The organism is Bacillus sp. sid0103, assembly GCF_019219025.1.
Map to the genome: position 1 here is coordinate 164,799 of NZ_JAHUWN010000002.1, position 23,013 is coordinate 187,811.

Below are 23,013 nucleotides of genomic sequence, written 5' to 3' on the forward strand. Positions count from 1 at the left end.
AAAAGCTATGAACAGCATGATGAAGTTTTCATTTCCACCTTAACAGGCTTGGCTGGACAACACTCCGACTTTGCGGTCATCGTCTCTACATCGCCTTTTGTATAAAAGAATTCCCATTCGTTCCGGTCAGGATCGGTGACCCAAAATTTATCTTGTGTAGCATAACAACAAGTAACATCCATCTCTTCCCTTGCAAAAAAGCCCAATTTTTCCAGTCGATCCTTATGTTGCTGGACCGCTTCGTGATTATCTACCTGAAATCCAAAATGGCCCACTTGATTTCCTGCAACTGTGTCTTTTAAGTTTAAAGTGAAATTAAGCCCAGGATCCTCAAGTAAAAACTTAGCATAGTCTGGCTTTACTTTTACAGGCTCTACATTAAAAACTTTCGTATAAAATTCAATCGACTTATTTAAATCCGTAACATTAATCCCTACATGCATTTTCATCTTAAACCCTCCAACCGATTTATTTTTTTTGATAAATTAGCAACATGATGGATTAGCCTGGGATGTTCCACTGCAAGATTCATCTTCTGTTTTTTCTAACTCTTTAATTTCAACACTACAGCAACTTGAGGCTTTTGAAACGTCTTTACCTATTAACCTTTTGGTAAAACTCATGTTTCACAGCTCCTTTACAGTAGGATTTTTAAATCAAATAAATTTGATTTAAAGTAGATAAATCAATTTTTTTTGATTTATAACCTAAGTATATTAGCAATTTTTTCTAATTGCAACCATTAAATCAAAAAAATTTGTTTTATGGAAGGACAATAAGACTTCAGCCTAAATCAAAGTATTTTGATTTAAAAGATTGACATTTGAAAATATTGGATATATGATGAATGTATCAAGTTTATTTGATTTATAAAGTAGGTGAAAAAAGTGAACGAAGAAATACAAATACAAGACATATCCTTAGATAAAGTTTTTGAAGAATATGAGTTAAAATTTAAGGCCATAGCTGATAAAAAGAGACTGCAAATCATGAATATTTTAACTCAAAAAGGTTCTTTGTGTGTTTGCGATCTAGCTCCAATGGTTGACATGGCTCAATCAAAGCTATCCTATCATTTAAAGATTTTATTAGATGCCAACATTATTACTAAAGAAACACGAGGAACATGGAGTTATTACGAACTGAATCAAGAAGAACTCAATCATTTGTTATCCCATGAACTTTGTTGCATTTTCAAGCCGACTTGTTGCTAAATTTTTTTAAAGTATTAATCAATTTTTTTTGATTAATATATCAACATAATTTGATCAATAGGAGGAAATCAGGATGTTTAATGAATATGAAGTATTTCAAATGATGAAATTTCGTCAGGAAGAAATGGAACGGAATGCAAGAGATGCTTGGAAACGTTACGCTGATACATCCGATAAAAATGACCTGAAAGATTTAGCCGCTGTTTCTACAACCCCAGTTGAACCCTGCTGCCAGTGTGCTTGTGCGTAGTCTTTTCACATATAAATCAATATTTTTTGATTAATAATAATAATAATAATAATAATTAGGAGGAGTTGTTTATGTATCATTTCGAAGTGTTAGTAAGGGAAAAACAGAAAGAAATAGAGAAAATATCAAACGAGGCTTGGAAATTTGCTAACTTTAATAAAGAATCATTTTTGCAAAAGATCGTTAGGAAGTTGTCTTTTACTAAGAAGACTAAAACGGAACTAATCAACCAAAACCTTTGCATTTGCGAGTGCTAGGAGGATTTTAAAAATGTGGTTAGATACTGAAATTGCTCCCCAATCAGTCTGGAAAAGGCCGCCAATCATTAAAATATGGAAAACACGCTGATTTTTTTTACTCAGCGTGTTTTTTAGTGATTATTGAGTTCGGTGCCTACCCTATACCGAAATAAAAATCGCCGATAGACAAATTTCGAGCTGTGACTGTGACCTACCCCACAACCCTCCTCCAGTTGAATCCTTTTAATGTCTCCAAATGAACTAAAACCGTTCCTAGAATAATGGTCAAGGCCCCTATGCCGGATTGCCAGGAAAGATATTCATGATAGATAACGGCTCCCAGCGACACGGCAAGAATCGGCGAAATAAAGAGCCACGTTGATGGAAAAACCGGGTTCGTCTTTGCGACAAGCCAGTAATAGAGACTATGCCCCGCCATAGAACCAAAAACAACTAAATAAAAAAAAGAACCAAGTGCTTCGGGACGCATCAAATAATGAAACCGAATGTCTTCCGTGAAAAGGGATAACAAGATTAACAGGATTCCCCCATGCATCATTTGGACGGCATTTAAGGCAATAGGCGAAGTCGCAGTAAATTTTCCGCTCACCTGTTTCGCGTACAGACTTCCCGATGCATAAAAAACCTCCCCAATAATAATCAAAAAACAGCCTACCAGCCAAATACCATTCTCTTGAAAATCAAAGCTGGGTAAAATCAGCAGGAATACACCGAAAACTCCGACAAGGCACCCAATGAAGGATTTTGCGGCCGCCTTCTTCTTCAAAATGACTGACTGTATCAATAAAATCAGCATCGGACCGGTTGCCGATAAGACAGCCGCTGTCCCTGACGTTACGTACTGTTCTGCCCAATAAAGGGTTGCAAACGTACCAAACGTCAACCCGATCCCGGTAATTAGCATTTCCTTCCGAAAAAACAAACCAACCTTCGTTTTTCCTTGCCAAACCATGATCCAAAATAGAATAAAACCGGCAAGAAAAAAACGTAATCCAGCTGAGAGAAACGGCGGCACGCCAGCATCTACCCCTATTTTAATCGCAAGAAAGGTGGTGCCAAAAATTAAACACATGAACAAATAACCGATCATTACCATTCAAATTCCTCCTTTTGCTCCATTATAGAGGGCAAAGGATAGAACAGATGATAATAAATAGACCAGATTCCATTCAATCATGGTAAAATCAAGTGACTAAGGAGGGAAAAAAATGAGTAATGGTGAGTACCTGTTTAAACAAGTATATGATTATGTTCTGCATCGAATTGAGCTGAACGAATGGAAAGAAAATGACAAGCTTCCCTCTGTCAGAAATTTGGCCGCCGAAATGAAGGTTAACCGCTTAACGGTATTAAAAGCCTATCAGCTCCTTAAACAGGAAAAGAAAATCTATGTCATAGATAAATCCGGCTATTATGTTCAATCAAGTGATGGCCATCAATTTGAAAACCTTGATAGCCCCATTATTTCAGCGTATGTACAAAAAAATCACTTATCGGAAATCCATCAGGTTCCTGTTTCCTATCATTTTTCACAGGCGCTTATTGATCCCAATCTTTTGCCCAACACCTTTCTTTCTGATTATGTAAAGAAGGTTTTTGACCTCTATCCCAAAGTGCTTTCCACCTACTCTACTGTTCAGGGAGACGAGGAGCTGCGCGAAGCACTCTCCTACTACTTTAACAGTCAATATAAAACGGTTACGAAGGCGGATGACCTGTTAATTACCACCGGGTCCCAGCAAGCCATTCATCTTATTGCCCAGGCTTTTGTCAAATCAAGAGACACCGTGTTAATGGAACGGCCAAGCTACAGTGCCGCCATTGATATTTTTAGAGCACAAGGAGCTAATATTGTAACGGTGGACATTCATCCTGGCGGTTATGATTTACAGCAGATTGAACTCATGATGAAAAAACACAAGCCGCGTCTCTTTTATCTGAATCCAACCTTCCATAATCCGACCGGATACACGGTTCCCGCTGCACAAAGAAAGGAATTGGTCCAATTAGCAGAGCAATATCGCTGTCTCTTAATTGAAGATGACGCCTATCATGACATCTATTTTGACCAGGAACCGACGCCGCCCATTTACACCTATGATACTTCCGGGATGGTGATTTATATCAGGAGCTTTTGCAAATATATCTCACCCGGGCTGAGGATTGCCGTAATGTTGACCGGGCAAGCAGCTGTGATGAAATCACTGCTGGTGGTAAAATCATTGACAGACAACGGCTCACCGCTTCTTAATCAAAAGATTTTCCTCCATTACTATTCATCACCGAGGCTGCAGCAGCATATCGAAAAACTTCGAATTGCCCTGCAAATACGAAAGGAAATCATGGAGGAAGAACTATCTGCAACCGATTGGCAATGGACCAGCCCAAACGGCGGCTTGAATTTATGGGTACAGCTTCCAAGCCTCATATCAACAGAAGAATTATTAGCAAAAAGCCTGCAGCAGTCGATTTCCTTTGTTCCTGGACAGATCTGCGACCCCTTAAAGCAGCCGTCCTCATGGCTCAGGTTAAGTTATTCCTATGCAAACGAAGAGCAAATTTCAAAAGGAATGAAAAAGTTTATCGAACTAGTTCAACCTTCGACAAGTTTTGGGCGGTGACAGGCACCTCTGTAAGCTGATGGGCTAAATTGCATATACTTTTTAAACATGCGGCTAAAATAATTAGCATCATCGAATCCTATTCTGGATGCAATCTCACTTATTGATAAATCCGTCATTTCTAAATACGATAAAGACAGCTCTATTCTCATTCGATTTAAATAGTCAATCAAACTGATACCAACTTCTTTTTTAAATAAATGGCTAAAATGATACCGGCTCACGCAGCAATACTGTGCTATTTCATTCAGAGAAATATCCTTTAGATAGTTTTCTTTAATATAGCCAATAGCTTGTTGGATTAACGGGGTTAGTTCATTTAAATTACTGTCTTCTGATTGCTCTGTAAGCCACATCGCATATTCACAAACCGCATTGACAAATTTATCATAACGAATGATATGATAAAGGTTTTGAATAAAATGGGTATTGTTTGAAAGAATGGTAGTGGCATTGGCGCCCGATTCCATTACCCTTTTAGACATTAATAATACGATGGACACTACTTCTGTTTTAAACATATCCTCATTAAAATGACAAGCTTCCGCCAATTTTTCCATCAGGCGTTTCAAATTATGTATAATCCCGTCAGCATCCCCAATTTTAACAAGGGCAAGCAACTCTGCCTTCTCTTCATTAAACGGATTGATGACGGGCTCCTTTTGATTTCGTTTCATTTCGCAATGAAAGATTAATTGATTTCCTTGAAAAAAGCGGCCTGACATCGATTTCCTTGCTTCTAAAAAGGATTGGTAGAGTGCATATGGGTCTTGATAATATCTTCCAATCCCTATGGATACGGAAAGGTCAATCGAGGTTGCAGAAAGCTGAATGGCTTTTGCCATATCAACCATTTTTCTATTAAACTCCGTTTCTGACCCCTTTTCCTCAAGCTCTAAGAGAAGAGCTAGAACCCCCTCTTCAATCCAATTCCACAGAAAAGGAATATGTACCGTTTCCTCAATTCTTTCCACTAACTGTTGACCAACATTTTTTCTCCACTCCAAAGATTTCCCGCTTGCTATATCCGGATAACGATCTACTGAAACAACCATAACCAAATGCGGCTGAATATAAATCTCAAACTTTTGTTGTAACTCGGCAAATGTCCCTTCATGGACAAGCGTCCCAGAGAGTAGAAGATATGAAAAAGCTGCACTATTTGAATCCTGCTTCATTTTCATCCACCTCGTTCATCCAGTCTTTTAAGTTAAAGAAAAAGAAGCCGCTTTTCTCTAAAGATACAGTGGCTTCCTGCTAAATACAACTAATATTCTATTTCACCAATTAAATTTTCGACTATCGCTGCAATTTCTCCTTCTTGAATGTGGCGGAAAATGATTTCTATATCAGGATGAAAAAATCGGTCCTCTTGGACAGTTGGTACTTTCTCTCGGATAAATTGACGAACTTTTCCTGTTACTGTTGATGGATTCAATGATTCATAGAAATCTAAAGCCTGTGCGCCAAGCATCAATTCAATGGCTAAAATATATTGTAGCTTCTTTGAAACCTGATAGGCCTTTTTGGCGGCAAAATAGGCAAAACTAACCACATCCTCCTGATTCGCACTTGTAGGGACATTATCAATAGTAGCTGGATGAGAAAGGACTCTGATTTCATTTAATAATCCGGCTGCCGTATATTGGGGAATCATATAGCCGTTATTCAGACCGGGATTAGCAACTAAGAAATCGGGCAATTCACTTACATGATAATTCACTAACCGGTCAATCCTGCGTTCAGCGATCTTAGCTAAGTTCGCCATCGCGATGGACATGGCATCTGCATCCATTCCAGCGTATGTGCCATCAAAATTTCCTCCCATGAGGGCAATGCCATCTTCCCCTTCAGGCCAGATGATGGGATTGTCACTTATGGACTGCATTTCATTCTTCAGGTTTTCCAAAGCATTTTTTAATACCCTTTTAACAGCACCATGGACTTGTGGAATACAGCGCAGACTTAGTGCATCTTGTAATCTATAATCCTTGTAATGTTGGGCAATTTCACTGTCGCTTAGAATTCTTAATAAATTAAGAGCTGTTTTCCCCTGTTCCTTGTGTTTTTTTAAGGAATGAAGTCGCGGGTCAAAGGCTTTTATCGTTCCCTTTAACGATTCAAACGAAATAGCTCCTGAAATATCTGCTGTCTTTACAGCTTGAATCGCATTGTATAAAGCGAGAGCGGCAAACGCAGTAACAGAAGTCGTACCATTTAAAAGGGCGAGTCCTTCTTTACAGCCTAATACAACTGGCTTTAATCCGGCTTTTTCTAAAGCATCACAGCCTGAAAGGAGCTCACCGTTATACCAAGCTTGACCTTCTCCCATTAAAACTAAAGCGATGTGTGCTTCAGGAGAAAGATAGGCCACTGAACCATCACCTGGCACAAACGGCAAGATATCATGGTTTAACAATCCAGCCATAAGTTCTAATACCTCTAAGCTGACGCCCGAAAATCCATGGCCCAAATGGTTCAGAATCATGAGCTGAATCGCTCGGACCACTTCTTTTTCCAGCGGTTCTCCAACTGATACTGCATGGGACCGAACAATATTTCGCTGGAGGATTTCTGCATCGTCCTTCGAAATGACTTGAGTGACATTGCTGCCAAATCCAGTTGTCACACCATATATCGCCCGCTCTTCTTGTAAAAACTTTTCGATTAATCCGCGTGATGCTTTTACTCTGCTGCGAAAAGTTTCTGTAAAGGAAACTTTTGCTGAATATCGAGCAACAGCCATCACCTCATGAATCGAAAGCTCATGATCTCCAAGAATAACCTCTCTTATATCTCTTGGGTGTAAATATTCAATCTTGGCCATTTAACACACCTCTTTATCTGAAAATAACGCTTAGGATAATTTTCTTTTACTAGAAAGCGGGGAATCGATGATGAGAGAGTTCCCCGTTTTAAGTTCTTCTTCATTGACATCGCTCATGGACAGATACTTTGTTTCCGGTGCCCATGCAATCGAGACAATCGTTCCAATTAATAATACAACACTCATCGCAATCATCGATGTACCCATTCCCCATGCACTAACACTAATCGGAAGCAAAAATGTTCCAATGGCAGAACCGATCCGGCTGACAGCTGTCGTGACGCCTACACCTGTTCCGCGAATTTCGGTAGGGAAAAGTTCAGCAGGATAAATTAAGGTAAGGTTGGAAGCAGCAGACATCACAAAAGTGAAGGTTGCAAATACAATAATGGCAATGGTTTGTGAATCTTTAGGCAAGACGCTTAAAATAAACAAGGATGCTGTAAGAATGATAAAGGTATAAATGGTGAATCCCCTTCGTGTAAGCTTTTCCGTACACCAAACCCCAACAATTGATCCAACTAGAAGGAATAGGTTAAGCTGCATATCAATGCTAAACGTTTCTTCAAATCCCATTTTACTTAAAATGGTCGGAAGGAAGGTATAGATGGCGAAGTACGGAACAACCTGACATACATAGAATAAGGATCCGAATGTTGTCTTTTTCCAAAGCTGTTTAGAGAAAAGATCGACCATACGGAAAGCATGTTTAGAACTTGTCTTAATCGTTTCATCCATGATAGCATTTGGTCCAAGATATTTTCTTACAATGGCGCGGGCCTCTTCCACACGCCCCATTTTTATTAGCCAAAGTGGTGATTCTGGAGTTCCAATACGTAAGATTAATAATATGAAAGCGGGAATGGCGGCACTCATAAGCATCCAGCGCCAAGCATCCGGGCCAGATTTTTGTAAATAAAACCCTACAATATTCGCAACAACATAACCGACTGTCCATAGCACATTTAAAGAAGAGAGCAATAATCCTCTATACTTTCTAGGGGCGAACTCAGCTAGTAATGTCGATCCAACGGCATAATCTCCTCCTAAGGCAATCCCGATCAATAAACGCAAAATGAAAAGGGTCCATGGATCATTTACAAAAAACTGCAAGGCAGAGGCAATCCCTATAATGAGAAAGTTGGCTAGGAAAATTTTTTGTCGGCCAATACGGTCAGACAATCCTCCTAATAACAGGCTGCCAAAAAAGAGACCGATTAACGCGGAGCTTCCAATTAATCCTTCCCAAATTGGCCCTAGTTTCATCTCTGGTCCTAATAAAGAAAGCGCCATTCCAATAATCCCTAAAGCATAACCATCTGAAAAGTTAGAACCGAAAGTAAGGGCGGTAATTCGAAGATGAAATCTATTCAGCGGGGCATCATCCATCAAATACGTTTGATTGCTCATTAAAACAACTCCTTTTAGTATTTTTTTGATTTTTCAGATAAGGAAATACAAAAAAAAATAACTAACTTGCCGTTCAAAAAATTTAAGCGTTTACACTTTACTTAGCTAAATTATAATAGCTGGAAGAAAAGAAGGCTCTAGACAATAATTCGAACTATTAGCACAATATTGCTATTGTAAATGAATCTCTCTGAAAAATAAAGAAAGGGAACCGCACTAGAGGTTCCCTTTTGATCAATTCTACTAATATTAGTTCCTACTAAATTTATTTGTAAATCGCTGAAGCGAAAACATGGAGATATCATAATTTGTTTGACCTTCCGTAACAAAATCACAAATAATTTTTCCTATAATACTTGCAAACTTAAAGCCATGTCCTGAAAAACCAGCGGCAATCATGACATTTGAAAAGGCGGGATGACGGTCAATGATAAAATGTTCATCAGGCGTAAGTGTATAAAGACATGATTTCCCTTTCATCAAGCGGCCATTGGCTTTTGGCAGGTACTCCTTTGTAAAATGCCGGCATTCCTCCTCATCCGAGGAACCCGCACCGTATTCCCGATTAAAATGATCCGGATCGACCTTTTCTCCCCCATCATGCCTTCCAACCTTTACACCACTTCCACTCATGCTTGGAAAGCCATAATAATGTTCATTTCCTAAGTCGATGCTGAAAGCAGGAAAACAAGAGGAATCATATAGACGTTCATCACATTCAAACCATGAGACTGTTTTGCGTGTTGGCTGAAGAGGAATGTCTATTCCTGTTCCCTCAAGGATTTTTCCTGACCAGGCTCCTGAACACACAACAACATAATCAGCAGAATATTGTTCATGCTTTGTATGTACAATGGCACCTTTAGCAAACTTCTCTATTTTCTCCACTTTTGTATTCGGCACCAAGGTCATCCCATTCGCTAACCCAAGCCGGCGATATGCCCGAAGACATTCCTCGCTAAATAGCACTCCTGAGTTTTTTTCTAAACATCCTACTAATCCATCTGGCAGAGAGAAACCAGGCCAACGGGCATTTATATCCCCGCTAGATAGTATTTCCTGCGGTAAAGAAAATTCTTTGGCGCTCTTGATTACTTCTTCGATAAAAGGAGACCCCTCTTCTCCAACACACAAAACACCTGTTGGAGAAAACAGCTTCATTCCGGATTCCTGCTCTAATTTCCTCCATAATTCTTGAGCTCCAAGTGCAAGAGGAACATATTGCTTTCCCTCTCCATAGGCATGACGAATGATTCGAGTATCTCCATGATGACTTCCAAAGTTATGAGGGGGATCATTTGCATCGATTAATAACGACCTTATTCCAAGCTTTGATAGGTAATATCCTGCAGCCATACCCATAGACCCTGCGCCAACAATCACAACATCGTAATGCTTCTTCAAATCTATTACACTTCCTTCCAAATTTGAGATTATCATAACAGAAAATTCCTAATGATTGGAGAACTTTCTAAATCGACAAATTTCGAGCGGTGACAGGCACTGTGTGGTAAAATGATGTGGTTATTAAAACGGTGAAGGGATTGGAAACAATGGCAGCAGAAAAAGGGGAGTGCATCCTGCAGGAGCGATATAGCACAACAAAGAAGGCTGCTTCTTTTTATAATAAGCAAATGCTCGATCATCTAAATGGCATGATGACGAAGTTTATCTCTGAGCAAAGTATGATGTTTATTTCAACTGCTGATTCTAGGGGCAGCTGTGATTCCTCATTCCGGGCAGGATTACCAGGTTTCGTGAGAATTATTGATGAAAAAACCATCATATATCCGGAATATAAGGGAAATGGTGTGATGGCCAGTCTAGGAAACATCATAGAAAACCCTCAAATTGGTCTAATGTTTATCGATTTTTTTGAGCATTGCATTGGACTGCATGTAAATGGCAAAGCTTCCATTATTGAAAACAGTCAATTACTCTCGTCAGACTTGTCAGAGAATATCTTGATGGACATACATGAAAAAGAAGGAAACAAAGCAGAACGGTGGGTGCTCATCGAAGTTGAAGAGGCCTATATTCATTGTTCAAAGCATATACCGAAGCTGCAACATGCGGATAAAGAAATACTTTGGGGAACAGATGACGAAAAACAAAAAAATGTAGACTTTTTTAAAGAAGAGTAAATATCTTAAAAGATATAAAAAAACCAAGGGGATCCCTTGGTTTTTTCTATTAAAGGTTTTCAGTTTGATTGGCAGCTACAAACACAGACCTATGAATACCGATTCAAAATTTTATTCACTACCATAAAAATCGCGATTCCCAATAGAGCCCCCGAGCTATCGATGAATACATCCTTAACCTGCGGTCCCCTGCCCGGAACAAATAGTTGATGAATTTCATCCGACGCTGCATACAGGACGCAAATTCCCAAAGCTAGTAACGATTTCCCCCAACTTAACTTTTCACCTTTCCGCAGTGCGTTAAGCGTTAGTACAGCAAGTACCAAGTAGGCAAAGAAATGAGCATTTTTCCTTACGATGTGATTGACTGTCTCAATGTTCAAATCCGCACCTGGCTTGAATTTGTTCACTGTTTCGATCACTTTCTCAGTAACTCCCAAACTAAGCGAGTTAGACTGTGTAGCTGGTTGAGAAGACATGTTAAAAATGAGAAACATCCAAAGGAATACCAACACCCAAGGTAATAGGGTTTTGATCCTCTGATTAACCGATACCGTCTTGTCCATTCTAATTTGCACGTTGATGATTACTCCTAAATGATTAATTTAAAACCTATTCTATCATTTTTTAAAGTTATGTCCTATTAATACAGTACAATTCCCAGCCAATCCCAATACATATAAAAAGGCTGTGTTAAACTTGTCTGTTGATTTCCGCTCCATGCGCTTCGCTTTCCGCGGGCGTGCCGGGGAGCCTCCTCGGCGCTACGCGCCTGTGGGGTCTCCCCTGCCCCGTACTCCCGCAGGAGTCTCGCGCATTCCGCTCCAATCAACAGAGTGTATAAAATCAACATTTAGCTTTAACACAGCCTATAAAAAAGGAAATATAAGTAATTACTTATATGGATATTAAAATTTATGCCAAGAGTATTTTTACTCTTGGCTTTCAAATTCTTTCTTACTTACCAGATTCAGCAAAACGCTTGATACGATCTCCGATTTCATCACGGACACGTTGGAAGAATGCCCATTTTTCTTCGTCAGTCCCTTCTGCTTTAGCTGGGTCATCAAATCCCCAATGAACTCTTTTTACATGCGATGGAGTTACAGGACAGTGATCTGCTGCATGTCCGCATAACGTCACAACTAACTCTGCGTTATTAAGAATTTCAGGATCGATTACATCAGATGTTTGATTTGAAATATCAATACTAGCTTCCTTCATTGCTTTTACGGCATTTGGGTTTAATCCGTGTGCCTCAAGGCCAGCACTCTTCACTTCCCACTCATTACCTAAATGCTTTTTAGCCCAACCTTCTGCCATTTGGCTGCGACATGAGTTACCTGTACATAAGAAATAGATTGTTTTTTTAGTCATGATGTTTTCTCCTTTATTTTTCGTGTAGTATTTTATAAATAATTGCCGCACAGCCTGCTCCTAATATAGTTGCGACTATATACACCCATAAATGTTGAGTTGTTCCTGATACGAGTGCTGGACCAATGGACCTTGCGGGATTCATAGAGGCACCGCAGATTGGACCAGCAAACATTGCTTCTAATCCAACTGTTGCACCAATTGCAATTCCTGCGAAGGATTTTACCGCTTTACCATGGACCGCAGAACCGAATATAACCATCATCAAGAAAAATGTAAGTATAAATTCCAAAACAAACGATTGGCCCCATGAACCTCTTGGTAAGGTGGTACCAAGTGTTGCAACATTTCCAAATAAACATAATAACGTTGCACTAGCTGCAATTCCAGCAATGACTTGAATAACAATATAATTAAGTGCTTCCTTCTTATTTATATCCCCATGAATTAAAAATCCAATGGTAACGGCTGGATTGAAGTGTGCACCTGAAAGGTGACCGAAAGTAAAAATTAATGCCATAACGACCAGCCCAAATGTAAGGGCTACACCAACATGAGTTAAACTTTTAGTAATCGAATCTATCACTACTGCACCAGTTCCAGCAAAAACAAGAAAATAAGTTCCTAAAAATTCACTGATTAACTTTTTTTTCATTCTGTTTAATCCCCTTGTTGATTCAATTAGTTAACAACCACAACGAATCGTAGGATTGCTTTTTTCAATCTGTGTAATTTTCTCTGTCTGGAGCGGTACGTGTTCCAATATATCTTCTATAAGTCCATATAGCTCACTTTGCTGGTTCAGGGAATAATAAATCCATTGTCCTCTCCGTTCTTCCTTCACCATCCCCGCATCTTTTAACTTGCGAAGATGCTGACTGATAGATGGCTGACTCATCTCAAATACTTCTAGAAATTCACAAACACAGCACTCACGTTGTTTTAAAATACCTACGATGGTTAAGCGTGTTTTATCGCCTAATAATTTTAAAACAGTCGCAGCTTTTTCCAAGTCTACTTTTGATTGCAACATAATTAACACCTCCACATATAATTAAATAATTATTTACTTATATATAATCCATGTCTTTAATCGTTTTAACATAATACCCTTCATAGATCTTTACCCGCGTTTTATTCTACATATAACTATTTGCTTATATATTAAAACAACATTCAAAGGATTTCAACGATTCGAATGTTAAGTTTTTGTTAATAGAAATGCTTGAAAAACCAAGTTATCATTTCTTCTTTTCGACATAACCCTATCAGGAGGGCGATACGATGGACAAAATTCTCCTTTGGTGCTGGTGTTTTGTCCTTCGGAAGCGGTACGATGGACAAAAGTCTCCTCTGGTGCTGGGGTTTTGTCCCTCGGAAGCGATACGATGGACAAAATTCTCCTCTAGTGCTGGGGTTTTGTCTTTCGGGAGCGGTACGATGGACAAAATTCTCCTCTGGTGCTGGGGTTTTGTCCTTCGGAAGCGGTACGATGGACAAAAGTCTCCTCTAGTGCTGGGGTTTTGTCTTTCGGAAGCGGTATGATGGACAAAATTCTCCTCTGGTGCTGGGGTTTTGTCTTTCGGAAGCGGTACGATGGACAAAAATCTCATCTAGTGCTGGGGTTTTGTCTTTCGGAGAGGCACGATAGACGAAATTCCCCTCTGGTGCTGGGGTTTTGTCTTTCGGGAGCGGCACGATGGACAAAATTCTCCTCTGGTGCTGGGGTTTTGTCTTTCGGAAGCGGTACGATGGACAAAAAACTGCTTTGATGCATGTGATTTTCCCTTTGAAAGCGGTGTCCTTCACCTAACAGCCAAAGAGATACAGTACTAGACAAAAAAAGCATACTCAGCTCGCTCTTAAGAGAACGAACTTAGTATGCATTAAGAACTTTACACATCAGAATAGATAAATTCTAAAATACAGGTAATTATGTCCGCCCTGTAGTCCCTCTTCTTATTTTTTCGAAAGCCCCTCAACATCTATAAAAGGCGTGGCTCCGCCTGTGACGCTTGGCAGGTGGCCATCCCATTTTTCGAGGGCTTTTTCTTGGACTTCAATTTGCTTTAATTGGATCAATTCCTCTGTTACTTCTTGTTTTTTCAAACGTAAAGCTTCGGCCTCTGCTCCTGCTTGGGCAACCTTTTGCTCGGCTTCGATTTTGACTCGTTCGAGATCTCTTTTTGCTCGTAATGCATTTTGTTCAGCGGTTTGCTTCGATTCGATTGCTTTATTGAATTCCTCACTAAAGGCAAATTCTTTGATATTAATATCTTCTAGAATCATATAATATTTTGTTAATTTACTTGCCAGCATATCTTTTACTTTCGCCGATACTTCCGGCCGTTTCGAGATTAATTCTTCTGCCGTGTACTGTGCGGTGATCGCCTTTAGTGATTCGGCAATCGCAGGGTCAACGATTCGGGTACGATAATCCAAGCCGATTTCTTGATAGAGCTTATTCACCGCTTCCGGATCAGCAGAATAGTTTACGGCCACCATCGCTGTGACCATTTGCAGGTCCTTTGAGGCAGCTGTCTGTGAACTTTCTTCTTTTTGGACCCGGACTTCAATCGGTTGAACGGTTTGAATAAATGGAATCTTAAAATGAAATCCTTCCGTTAAAATAGTCGGTTTAACAGCCCCTAATTGTAAAAGAACCCCTCGATAACCAGAATCAACGGTAGTACCAGAAAAAAGGCCAACCACGATAATCACCAGCGCAATAAGTCCACTTATTATAAATTTCGTATAGTTCATTCTGATCACTCCCTTTAGATAACCTTATGAAAATAGGTATCAATTTATACAGAGTAAAAAAGGGATCAGACCTCTTTTAAAATACTAAATTAAACCGGCAAATATTTTGTAATCAATCAACAAAGAACTACTGGTTGACGCCTCCACGCAACCCCAACCTCCTGACCAGGGAAATACGAAGATCCCTCTTGTATCGTTAAAGTAAGTTCTTGCTCTCCGCTTAACTCTAATACAACTTTACGAATCGAGCCTACAAAAATTATTTCTTTCACCGTACCTCTTAAAAAAGCATCCTCTTCAGAAACAACTAAGGTTTCTGGACGGATCGATACATTAACTTCCCCTTCCAGGCTAAACTCTTGTTTATGATCAACAGCAAATCTATGGCCCAATAAATCAATAATGGCCTCTTTTCCTTGAATATTAGATACTTTACCTTTCAACATATTAGTTTCTCCGATAAAATCAGCAACAAAAGCCGTTTTCGGCTGATAATAGATTTCTTCAGGCCTATCTAATTGAGCAATGCCGCCATCATACATGACCGCAATACGATCACTCATTGTTAACGCTTCTTCCTGATCATGGGTGACATATATAAAAGTAATTCCTAAGGACTGTTGTAGATGCTTCAATTCCAACTGCATTTCTTTACGTAATTTCAGATCTAATGCTCCAAGCGGCTCATCAAGTAACAAAACAGAAGGATTATTTACAATCGCTCTCGCCACTGCGATCCGCTGTTGCTGGCCGCCAGACATTTCCCTTGGTTTTCTTGCTGAAAAGTTCTCCATTTGCACCAATTTTAGAATTTTATTTACCCGGCTTTCTCTATCATCTTTTGGGATACCTTTCATTTTCAGACCATACCCAACGTTTTGGCTGACTGTCATATGGGGAAACAAAGCATAATTTTGAAAAACAGTATTTACATTACGTTTATAGGGTGGATAGTTAGAAACATCGATACCATTTAGGTAGACTTCCCCTGTATCTGGGGTTTCAAAACCACCAATCATACGAAGCGTGGTTGTTTTGCCGCATCCACTTGGCCCCAATAAGGTTAGAAACTCTTCCTTGTGGACGTCTAAAGTTAAATCCTTAACAATATGATTTTTTCCATAAAATTTGTTAATGGACTTTAATTGAACGATATTCTCTCTCATGCCCGTCGCCCTTCCTCTTTTGTTATGATAGTCGATATAATGATTAAAACGATCGAAGATACAAATACGACTGTTGAAATCGCGTTTACTTCAGGTGTAATACCATTCCGAGTCATTCCCCAGATCTGCAGTGGCAGTGTCGAAAACACTCCATTTAAAAAGAATGTAACAGGTATTTCATCCAACGACAGAGTAAAGGCAAGCATGGAAGCCCCAATCAGGGATGTCGAAATTAACGGTAAAATAACATAAAAAAAGGTTTGTATTCTTGAAGCCCCCAAATCATAGGAGGCTTGTTCAAGATTACGGTCAAGCCGTTTTAAACGAGCGTACACCTGGGTCATGATGACGGCAATCAAAAAAGTGGTATGCCCGATGACTACAGCTGTCATGGACTGGCCAATCCCCAACTCTTGAAAAAAATTAAGCAATGCAACCCCAGTTAAAATACCAGGCAGCATTAACGGAAGCAGGACAATTCTTTCAAATAACTTCTTTCCTGGAAAGTTAAAGCGATCAACTAAGAATGCTCCTGGTACCCCTAAACATATCGCAAAAAAGGTGCTCATCAGCGCGACCACTACCGAATTTTTCAGTGATTCAATCAGTACTTCATTTTCTGCCATGACATGATACCATTTCAAAGAGAAACCACGCATCGGAAAACTGTTTACGCTATCCGGGTTAAATGAATAAATGGTTACGACGATTAGGGGTAAATAAAGAAATACTAAGACAGCCATTGCCATAATTAAAAGCGAACTATTCATAAATGAAAACTTCTTCAGCATTCTAGTTACCTCTCTTCCTTTGAATCTAAGGCGGAGAACTTCTTTTCTGCTCTACCTGTTAGATCCAGGACGATTAATACAAAAATAAAGATAATCACACCTATTGCTGATCCATATGGCCAGTTATTTGAAGTACCAAATTGCAGCTGAACTAAATTAGCAATCATCGTATTGCTATCAGGTCCGCCGAGCAATGAAGGTGCTAAGAAATCTCCCATTGATAGAACAAAAGCAAAAGTAGCCCCTGCAATCATACCTGGCAAAGACAATGGAAATACGACTTTAAAGAACGTTTGGAATCGGCTTGCCCCTAAGTCCTTGGAAGCCTCAACTAAATTACGAGGGATCTGTTCGAGAATCGTATAAATCGGCATTAATACAAACGGTGTATAAATATGTACCATGCCAATAATAACTGAAACTTTACTATATAAGAAAAACTCCAGCGGCTTGTCGATAATGTGTAAATACATTAAAGATGAATTTAAAATTCCATTCGTGCCTAAAATGATTTTCCATGAATAAGCCCTAACGATGTAGCTAATCCATAACGGGATAATGACTAACATATAGATAAATTGTTTGTATTTGGTTACGCGGAAATTGATGTAGTATGCAAGCGGATAGCTTAAGAAAACGGTAAAAACCGTAACAGTACCAGCTAATATTACTGTATCTATTAAAATGGCTGAAGGAGCATTTGCCCCAGATACCGCTGTGAAAAACTTCGAATAATTAGCTGATGAGAATTCTTTAACCACATTAATTGGACCTGCCTGCCAAAAGCTGTAGATAAACAAATTTATATACGGCAGGACTAAAAATAAAAACAGCCAAATAATTGTTGGAATAAAGACGGCGAGTACTAAGAGCCTTGAAAGTGGGAATCTTTTTTTCTCTTTCGGTACTACCGTCACTTTACTATATGTAACTTTCATTATTTCCCCCCTGTTTTAGAAAAAGGGCTACTAAAATAGTAACCCCTCTTCAAAGATTCAGTTTTTAACGGTTACTGAGTTTTTATTTCAGTCCATATCTCGTTATAACGGTTACGTTCCTTAACAGGCTGCCAGAAGTTTAATTTAGAGAACATGTCGTCCATATTGTTAACATAGGTCTGTTCTTGCAGTTTTTGATCCATGAATTCTGCTGCTTTTGGATTTGCAATGCCATACGTGGTGACTTTTGCGACTTTGGCCTGTGCTTCAGGAGTTGAAATGTAGTTCAAGTACTTTTCAGCGTTGGCTTTATTTTTAGCTCCTTTTACTATCATTAAACGGTCAATCCAACCGGTTGCTCCTTCTTGCGGAATGGTCCATTTTAGATTACGGCCCTTTGCATTAACCGCCTCAACAGTCAGCGGCCAGCCAACCGCCATGACTACTTCTTTATTCGCAAATAAATCATTTAGTTCTCCTGCTGTTGCCCAATATTTTCTAATATTCGGCTTTAGTTCTAACAATTTCTTCTTCGCATCTTGAAGCTGTTCTTCTGACATATTGTAAATGGCGCTTTCATCCTTTTTATCTAACCCCATAATTTGCCCGACTAAGTAAATATTAGAAATATCATCCCAAACAGATACTTTTCCTTTATACTTGGGATCCCAGAAAGTACTCCAGGAAGTTGGCTCTTCTTTAATGACATCCGCATCATAAATTAAATAATCAGGTCCCCATGTAAAAGGCATACCATATGTTTTTCCATCCTTTTGCACATCCTGAAGGGAACGAAGACGCTCATTTAAGTCTCCGAAACTCTCAATCTTTGAAGTATCAATTTCCTCTACTAAGCCAGAATCGATAAGCACGGATGCTACGTCTGATGAAGGAGAGATAATGTCATATGTATCTCCGCCGCCCGATTTAAGTTTTGCTAACAGCTCATCACTAGAGCCGAAGTAAGTAGCGTTTACCTTCACTCCATACTTTTCGGAGAATGCTTTTGTAAACTCCGGATCTGCATAACCCTCCCAAGTTAATAGATTTAAGGTTTTTGTTTCTTTTACTGTACTAGCGGCTTCCTTATCACTCTTCCCGCATGCAGAAAGGATCATTGTTGACACAGCTAGAACCATCATAAACTTTGAGACCTTTTTAGTAATTTTCATATTTACCCCCTTGATTTTATATTTAGTAAGTATCTACTCTTAGTAATGCAATTCCTATGCCAAAAGTAATAAACTACAGTACAATATAATATTTCAGAATATACTGTGTTTTCCAAGGTTGGAGTACAATATGCAATCTTGAATAATTTATGCTGTGATGCATAAATAGCGGTTTATACTTCACAAAATTAGGTAAGTCTTTAAAAAACAACTGAAATTATTCATAGAGCTTTTTTAGGTGAATCCTTATTCATGATATTAAAAAAAGCGTAAAGTCCCTTACCAAGGAATCTTTACGCTTTATTAGTTTTCAACGCCATTAGAATAGGTAATTAAACAAAACACAACTTTAAATTTGTGCATTTTCAATGATGGTTGAAATCCCCAGCCCACCTGCAATACATAACGTAATAAGCCCATATCTTTTTCCTGTTCTTTCTAGTTCATGGATAGCCTTTGTTGCTAAAATGGCTCCCGTGGCGCCAATCGGATGCCCCATGGCTATAGCACCACCATTAGGATTCACCTTATTTAGATCAAGTTTTAATTCTTTTATGACAGCTAAAGCTTGTGCAGCAAACGCTTCGTTTAATTCAATTAAATCAATATCAGCTAATTTCAACCCTGATTTTTGAAGTGCCTTCAAAGTTGAATTTACTGGTCCAATTCCCATAATATCTGGTGAAACTCCTGCAGCCGCTTGAGCAATCACTCTTGCTTTTGGTTTTTTACCGAGTCTCTTTGCTTCTTCCTCTGACATAAGGACTAGAGCAGCTGCCCCGTCATTCCTCCCGCTGCTATTTCCCGCTGTTACTGTTCCATCTTCCTTAAAAACGGGTTTTAACTGAGCTAATTTTTCTAAACTTGTTTCTCTTGGATGCTCATCCACTTTAAACTCAGCTACACCTTTTTTCGTTTTTATTCGATAGGGAACGATTTCTTGTACGAATATACCAGTCGAAATGGCCCTTTTCGCATTTTCTTGACTTCTTAAGGCAAATTCGTCTTGTTCCGTTCTTGAAATAGCATACATTTCCGCTAAATTTTCTGCTGTCATCCCCATTGTTAACAGGCCATAATCTTCAACAGGCTGTGAACCTGGCTGACTTTCTGTATTTGGGTCCAATAACTGTCCATTGCCCGATTTCAATCCAAAACGAATATTTCTCATATAATACGGAGCTGTACTCATGGATTCTGCTCCACCTGCAATAATGGCATTCCCTAGACCACTATGTATTTGTTGACTAGCTGAATGTATCGCTTGAATTCCTGATCCACATTGACGATGAACAGTATAACCTGGTATTTCAACCGGAAAACCTGCACGGAGCAAAGCGATTCTTGCTAAATTGGATGCATCAGAACTTTGTTTTGCTTGTCCCATTATTACTTCGTCTATCATTTCTTTTGAAATATCCGCTCGCTTAACCACTTCATCAAGGACAGTAGCTGCTAGAAAGTCAGCAGGAACATTTTCTAATGCTCCCCCTAGTTTCCCAATAGCCGTTCGAACAGAGTCAATAATAACGACATTTGTCACTTTTTCGACACCCTCATATTTTATTTTTTCCTTCTTCATATCCTTACAACTTAATTAATACTTGTGACAAATTCTCTCGAATAATGTTTCAGTTTTTCCTTATCAATTTCCATGCCGAACCCTGGTCCGTTTGGAATTTTCAACTCAAAATTCTCATATTCAATTTGGTTGACCGTGACATTGTCTTTAAATAGAAGGGGACCAAATAGTTCTGTTCCGAATGTTAATTCTGGGATTGTTGAATAAAGCTGTGCACAAATAGCCGTTCCGAGGGATGACTCAATCATTGTTCCACCATACATCGGAATGCCCGCTGCTTCGGCAATAGCCGCTACTTTCTTCGTTGCCGTTAGTCCGCCTGCTTTCGGAACTTTTAGAGCGAAAATATCTGCTGATCGATGCTTGGCGATTTGATAAGCTTCTTGAATCGTTCCAAGTGATTCATCTGCCATAATGGGAACTTTAAAGCGCGAGGATAATTTCGACATCCCTTCACTATTCCATCGAACTAAAGGCTGTTCAATTAAGTCTACGCCGCCATTTTCTAATGCTTCAATACAATAGAGTGACGTTACTTCATCCCAGGCTTGATTGACATCCACACGAACACTCGCTGCATCGCCGACTGCTTCCTTAATTTTGATGACGTGTGCTACGTTTTTCTTTGGATCTCCTTTACCAATTTTCAATTTAAAAATATTATGCCTTTTGGTTTCTAGACAATTTTGCGCCTCTTCAATATCCCTTGCAGTGTCTCCGCTCGCTAATGTCCAAGCAACCGGTAATGAAGAATGACACTGTCCCCCGAATAATTGATAACTTGGAATATCCATGGATTTAGCGACTAAATCGGCCATCGCTGATTCAACCAATGCTTTTGCAAAGTAATTCCCCTTCACATGTATACCAATCAGGTGGGAAAGGGCATCAAAGTTTATCGGGTTCTTTCCAAGGATTAAAGGCTTTATATACTTATCAACATTTACTTTAATGGCCTCTGGGCTTTCCTCCGAGTAAGAGGCGCCGCCAATGGTGGCAACTTCCCCCCAACCTTCTACTCCATCTTCACTTCTCATACAGGCCATCACAATCGTCTGGGTGACAATCGTATGCATCGCCAAATGATGGGGTCTGATGGTTGGTAGGTCCACTATGTACACATCTAAAGAATGTATTTTCATTTCGTTCCCTCCTTTATTGATTTTGATAAGAAAAGTCCGCTTCCGTCTTTTCTCTTACTTCTTCAATAGTTACACCCGGCATTAATTCGATTAATTTTAATTGGTCTACATCTACTTCAAAGACAGCTAATTCCGTAATAATCATGTCTACACTTCTTGTTGATGTAATAGGGTAATGACACCTTTTTAATAGCTTACTTTTTCCGTCTTTAGATGTATGTGTCGTCGTTACAATGACTTTCCTTGCCCCCACAAGCAAATCCATTGCTCCACCTACACCCATAATGTTCTTACCTGGAACAGCCCAATTGGCAATTAGACCTGACTGATCTACCTGCAAAACACCAAGGATCGCAACGTCCACATGCCCGCCGCGAATCATTGCAAACGATTCTGCACTATTAAAGAAAGAGGCACCGATTGTCTCCCCAACTGGCAGCTTTCCTGCATTGACTAAGTTAGGATCGATTTGACCTTCCGCTACATCGCTGACACCTAACAAGCCATTTTCTGTATGAAAATAGACATTTTCCTCTTCAATGTATTTCGCCACTAACGTAGGAATTCCAATGCCAAGATTTACAATGCACGGGCCTGTCAGTTCTTTCGCTGCCCGTTTTGCGATCATCTCTTGAATTCGATGATTTTCATTCATAATCAATCACACCTTCCTTCGTCAAAATCTTTTTCGCGATAATCAGGTTATCGACGAATAAATGGGGTGTGACAATCGCTTCTGGAGACAGTTCTCCCGCTTCAACAATCTCATCCACTTCTGCAATGACCACATCTGCTGCTGTTGCCATCAGTGGATTGAAATTGCGAGCTGTCTTGTAATAGATGAGATTGCCAAGTGTATCGGCTTTCCAAGCCCTGATCAAAGCCACATCCGCTCGTAAAGCTGGTTCAAATATATATTTTTCTCCATTCAATTCTCTTTCTTCTTTCCCATTTGCTAGCTCTGTTCCAACACCAGTTTTCGTATAATAGCCTCCTATACCGGCACCGCCAGCTCTAATAGATTCCGATAAGGTCCCTTGGGGTAATAGCTTTAATTCTATTTCCCCTCTTTGGTAAAAGTCCCCTACTTCGCGATTACTCGTAAAATAGGATCCTATCGCTTTTTTGATTTTCCTTTGTCTTAGGAGTTCTCCTAATCCTTTACCTGCCTCACCTAAGTTATTGCTGATAACGGTTAGTTCAGTTACTTGTTTTGTTGTTAACCCTTCAATTAAGGTAAGGGGGGCACCGATTAATCCAAACCCGCCAACCATTAACGTATGACCGCTTTTCACACAAGATAAGGCAGACTCTATATCATGAAGTATTTTCGTCATATTTTTCACCCTCCCCTCT

General features: G+C 39.5%; 23 protein-coding genes. 4 read left to right on the plus strand and 19 right to left on the minus strand.

Annotation, left to right across the window (positions count from 1 at the left end):
* Nucleotides 1-5: 5 nt before the first annotated feature.
* Nucleotides 6-449: an ArsI/CadI family heavy metal resistance metalloenzyme gene (locus KW850_RS02935; RefSeq protein ID WP_218346081.1), complete on the minus strand. Its 444-nt coding sequence runs from the start codon at nucleotides 447-449 to the stop codon at nucleotides 6-8.
* 438 nt (nucleotides 450-887) lie between these two features.
* Between KW850_RS02935 and KW850_RS02940 the strand changes: the two genes are divergently transcribed.
* Together KW850_RS02940 and KW850_RS02945 are read left to right on the plus strand one after the other, a co-directional pair.
* The gene (locus KW850_RS02940) at nucleotides 888-1,214 is read left to right on the plus strand and encodes an ArsR/SmtB family transcription factor (protein WP_218346082.1); all 327 of its coding nucleotides are present in this window, start codon (nucleotides 888-890) and stop codon (nucleotides 1,212-1,214) included.
* 73 nt (nucleotides 1,215-1,287) lie between these two features.
* The gene (locus tag KW850_RS02945; protein WP_218346083.1) at nucleotides 1,288-1,464 is read left to right on the plus strand and encodes a hypothetical protein; all 177 of its coding nucleotides are present in this window, start codon (nucleotides 1,288-1,290) and stop codon (nucleotides 1,462-1,464) included.
* 450 nt (nucleotides 1,465-1,914) lie between these two features.
* Here KW850_RS02945 and KW850_RS02950 read toward each other — a convergent pair whose 3' ends face one another.
* Nucleotides 1,915-2,820: a DMT family transporter gene (locus tag KW850_RS02950; RefSeq protein ID WP_218346084.1), complete on the minus strand. Its 906-nt coding sequence runs from the start codon at nucleotides 2,818-2,820 to the stop codon at nucleotides 1,915-1,917.
* Between the two features lie 112 nt (nucleotides 2,821-2,932).
* Here KW850_RS02950 and KW850_RS02955 point away from each other — a divergent pair, with 112 nt between their 5' ends.
* The gene (locus KW850_RS02955; RefSeq protein ID WP_218346085.1) at nucleotides 2,933-4,345 is read left to right on the plus strand and encodes an aminotransferase-like domain-containing protein; all 1,413 of its coding nucleotides are present in this window, start codon (nucleotides 2,933-2,935) and stop codon (nucleotides 4,343-4,345) included.
* Here the strand turns inward: KW850_RS02955 and KW850_RS02960 are convergent.
* The 4 genes from KW850_RS02960 to solA form a co-directional block, all read right to left on the minus strand.
* Nucleotides 4,318-5,523: a helix-turn-helix domain-containing protein gene (locus KW850_RS02960; protein WP_218346086.1), complete on the minus strand. Its 1,206-nt coding sequence runs from the start codon at nucleotides 5,521-5,523 to the stop codon at nucleotides 4,318-4,320. The genes KW850_RS02955 and KW850_RS02960 overlap by 28 nt on opposite strands.
* 89 nt (nucleotides 5,524-5,612) lie before the next feature.
* Complete coding sequence (hutH, locus tag KW850_RS02965) at nucleotides 5,613-7,172, minus strand: histidine ammonia-lyase (protein WP_218346087.1); 1,560 nt, start codon at nucleotides 7,170-7,172, stop codon at nucleotides 5,613-5,615.
* A 30-nt stretch (nucleotides 7,173-7,202) separates the two neighbouring features.
* Nucleotides 7,203-8,582 carry an MFS transporter gene (locus KW850_RS02970; RefSeq protein ID WP_218346088.1) on the minus strand — a complete coding sequence of 460 codons (1,380 nt, stop codon included), beginning with the start codon at nucleotides 8,580-8,582 and terminating at the stop codon, nucleotides 7,203-7,205.
* 249 nt (nucleotides 8,583-8,831) lie between these two features.
* Complete coding sequence (gene solA / locus KW850_RS02975; RefSeq protein ID WP_256358049.1) at nucleotides 8,832-9,986, minus strand: N-methyl-L-tryptophan oxidase; 1,155 nt, start codon at nucleotides 9,984-9,986, stop codon at nucleotides 8,832-8,834.
* 116 nt (nucleotides 9,987-10,102) lie between these two features.
* On the opposite strand from solA, the gene KW850_RS02980 reads away from it, so the two are divergent.
* Nucleotides 10,103-10,726: a pyridoxamine 5'-phosphate oxidase family protein gene (locus KW850_RS02980; RefSeq protein WP_308128741.1), complete on the plus strand. Its 624-nt coding sequence runs from the start codon at nucleotides 10,103-10,105 to the stop codon at nucleotides 10,724-10,726.
* Nucleotides 10,727-10,815: 89 nt separating this feature from the next.
* Here the strand turns inward: KW850_RS02980 and KW850_RS02985 are convergent, their stop codons facing one another.
* The 13 genes from KW850_RS02985 to KW850_RS03045 form a co-directional block, all read right to left on the minus strand.
* Complete coding sequence (locus KW850_RS02985) at nucleotides 10,816-11,304, minus strand: VanZ family protein (RefSeq protein ID WP_308128742.1); 489 nt, start codon at nucleotides 11,302-11,304, stop codon at nucleotides 10,816-10,818.
* A 379-nt stretch (nucleotides 11,305-11,683) separates the two neighbouring features.
* Entirely contained in the window at nucleotides 11,684-12,103 is a 420-nt protein-coding gene (arsC, locus tag KW850_RS02990; RefSeq protein ID WP_218346090.1) for an arsenate reductase (thioredoxin), read from the minus strand.
* A 13-nt stretch (nucleotides 12,104-12,116) separates the two neighbouring features.
* The gene (locus KW850_RS02995; protein ID WP_218346091.1) at nucleotides 12,117-12,758 is read right to left on the minus strand and encodes an MIP/aquaporin family protein; all 642 of its coding nucleotides are present in this window, start codon (nucleotides 12,756-12,758) and stop codon (nucleotides 12,117-12,119) included.
* A gap of 30 nt (nucleotides 12,759-12,788) precedes the next feature.
* Nucleotides 12,789-13,136, minus strand: a complete 348-nt coding sequence (locus KW850_RS03000; RefSeq protein WP_218346092.1) for an ArsR/SmtB family transcription factor — start codon at nucleotides 13,134-13,136, stop codon at nucleotides 12,789-12,791.
* A 926-nt stretch (nucleotides 13,137-14,062) separates the two neighbouring features.
* Nucleotides 14,063-14,866, minus strand: coding sequence for a prohibitin family protein (locus KW850_RS03005; RefSeq protein ID WP_218346093.1), 804 nt, complete (start codon nucleotides 14,864-14,866; stop codon nucleotides 14,063-14,065).
* Nucleotides 14,867-14,982: 116 nt separating this feature from the next.
* Nucleotides 14,983-16,032, minus strand: a complete 1,050-nt coding sequence (locus KW850_RS03010) for an ABC transporter ATP-binding protein (RefSeq protein ID WP_218346094.1) — start codon at nucleotides 16,030-16,032, stop codon at nucleotides 14,983-14,985.
* Nucleotides 16,029-16,823: an ABC transporter permease gene (locus tag KW850_RS03015; protein ID WP_218346095.1), complete on the minus strand. Its 795-nt coding sequence runs from the start codon at nucleotides 16,821-16,823 to the stop codon at nucleotides 16,029-16,031. Before KW850_RS03015 ends, KW850_RS03010 begins: the two co-directional genes overlap by 4 nt.
* A gap of 5 nt (nucleotides 16,824-16,828) precedes the next feature.
* Nucleotides 16,829-17,761 carry an ABC transporter permease gene (locus KW850_RS03020; protein WP_218346096.1) on the minus strand — a complete coding sequence of 311 codons (933 nt, stop codon included), beginning with the start codon at nucleotides 17,759-17,761 and terminating at the stop codon, nucleotides 16,829-16,831.
* A 71-nt stretch (nucleotides 17,762-17,832) separates the two neighbouring features.
* The gene (locus tag KW850_RS03025; protein WP_218346097.1) at nucleotides 17,833-18,933 is read right to left on the minus strand and encodes an ABC transporter substrate-binding protein; all 1,101 of its coding nucleotides are present in this window, start codon (nucleotides 18,931-18,933) and stop codon (nucleotides 17,833-17,835) included.
* Between the two features lie 349 nt (nucleotides 18,934-19,282).
* Nucleotides 19,283-20,476: a thiolase family protein gene (locus KW850_RS03030; protein WP_218346281.1), complete on the minus strand. Its 1,194-nt coding sequence runs from the start codon at nucleotides 20,474-20,476 to the stop codon at nucleotides 19,283-19,285.
* A gap of 50 nt (nucleotides 20,477-20,526) precedes the next feature.
* The gene (locus tag KW850_RS03035) at nucleotides 20,527-21,657 is read right to left on the minus strand and encodes a muconate cycloisomerase family protein (protein ID WP_218346098.1); all 1,131 of its coding nucleotides are present in this window, start codon (nucleotides 21,655-21,657) and stop codon (nucleotides 20,527-20,529) included.
* Between the two features lie 13 nt (nucleotides 21,658-21,670).
* The gene (locus KW850_RS03040; RefSeq protein WP_218346099.1) at nucleotides 21,671-22,312 is read right to left on the minus strand and encodes a 3-oxoacid CoA-transferase subunit B; all 642 of its coding nucleotides are present in this window, start codon (nucleotides 22,310-22,312) and stop codon (nucleotides 21,671-21,673) included.
* The gene (locus tag KW850_RS03045; RefSeq protein ID WP_218346100.1) at nucleotides 22,305-22,994 is read right to left on the minus strand and encodes a CoA transferase subunit A; all 690 of its coding nucleotides are present in this window, start codon (nucleotides 22,992-22,994) and stop codon (nucleotides 22,305-22,307) included. The genes KW850_RS03040 and KW850_RS03045 overlap by 8 nt, the downstream gene beginning before the upstream one ends.
* Nucleotides 22,995-23,013: the final 19 nt, after the last annotated feature.

Coding starts and splice junctions, on each gene's coding strand:
- KW850_RS02935 (WP_218346081.1), bottom strand. CDS start 449: ATGAAAATGCATGTAGGGATTAATGTTACGGATTTAAATAAGTCGATT.
- KW850_RS02945 (WP_218346083.1), top strand. CDS start 1,288: ATGTTTAATGAATATGAAGTATTTCAAATGATGAAATTTCGTCAGGAA.
- KW850_RS02950 (WP_218346084.1), bottom strand. CDS start 2,820: ATGGTAATGATCGGTTATTTGTTCATGTGTTTAATTTTTGGCACCACC.
- KW850_RS02955 (WP_218346085.1), top strand. CDS start 2,933: ATGAGTAATGGTGAGTACCTGTTTAAACAAGTATATGATTATGTTCTG.
- KW850_RS02960 (WP_218346086.1), bottom strand. CDS start 5,523: ATGAAGCAGGATTCAAATAGTGCAGCTTTTTCATATCTTCTACTCTCT.
- hutH (WP_218346087.1), bottom strand. CDS start 7,172: ATGGCCAAGATTGAATATTTACACCCAAGAGATATAAGAGAGGTTATT.
- KW850_RS02970 (WP_218346088.1), bottom strand. CDS start 8,582: ATGAGCAATCAAACGTATTTGATGGATGATGCCCCGCTGAATAGATTT.
- arsC (WP_218346090.1), bottom strand. CDS start 12,103: ATGACTAAAAAAACAATCTATTTCTTATGTACAGGTAACTCATGTCGC.
- KW850_RS02995 (WP_218346091.1), bottom strand. CDS start 12,758: ATGAAAAAAAAGTTAATCAGTGAATTTTTAGGAACTTATTTTCTTGTT.
- KW850_RS03000 (WP_218346092.1), bottom strand. CDS start 13,136: ATGTTGCAATCAAAAGTAGACTTGGAAAAAGCTGCGACTGTTTTAAAA.
- KW850_RS03005 (WP_218346093.1), bottom strand. CDS start 14,866: ATGAACTATACGAAATTTATAATAAGTGGACTTATTGCGCTGGTGATT.
- KW850_RS03010 (WP_218346094.1), bottom strand. CDS start 16,032: ATGAGAGAGAATATCGTTCAATTAAAGTCCATTAACAAATTTTATGGA.
- KW850_RS03015 (WP_218346095.1), bottom strand. CDS start 16,823: ATGCTGAAGAAGTTTTCATTTATGAATAGTTCGCTTTTAATTATGGCA.
- KW850_RS03020 (WP_218346096.1), bottom strand. CDS start 17,761: ATGAAAGTTACATATAGTAAAGTGACGGTAGTACCGAAAGAGAAAAAA.
- KW850_RS03025 (WP_218346097.1), bottom strand. CDS start 18,933: ATGAAAATTACTAAAAAGGTCTCAAAGTTTATGATGGTTCTAGCTGTG.
- KW850_RS03035 (WP_218346098.1), bottom strand. CDS start 21,657: ATGAAAATACATTCTTTAGATGTGTACATAGTGGACCTACCAACCATC.
- KW850_RS03040 (WP_218346099.1), bottom strand. CDS start 22,312: ATGAATGAAAATCATCGAATTCAAGAGATGATCGCAAAACGGGCAGCG.
- KW850_RS03045 (WP_218346100.1), bottom strand. CDS start 22,994: ATGACGAAAATACTTCATGATATAGAGTCTGCCTTATCTTGTGTGAAA.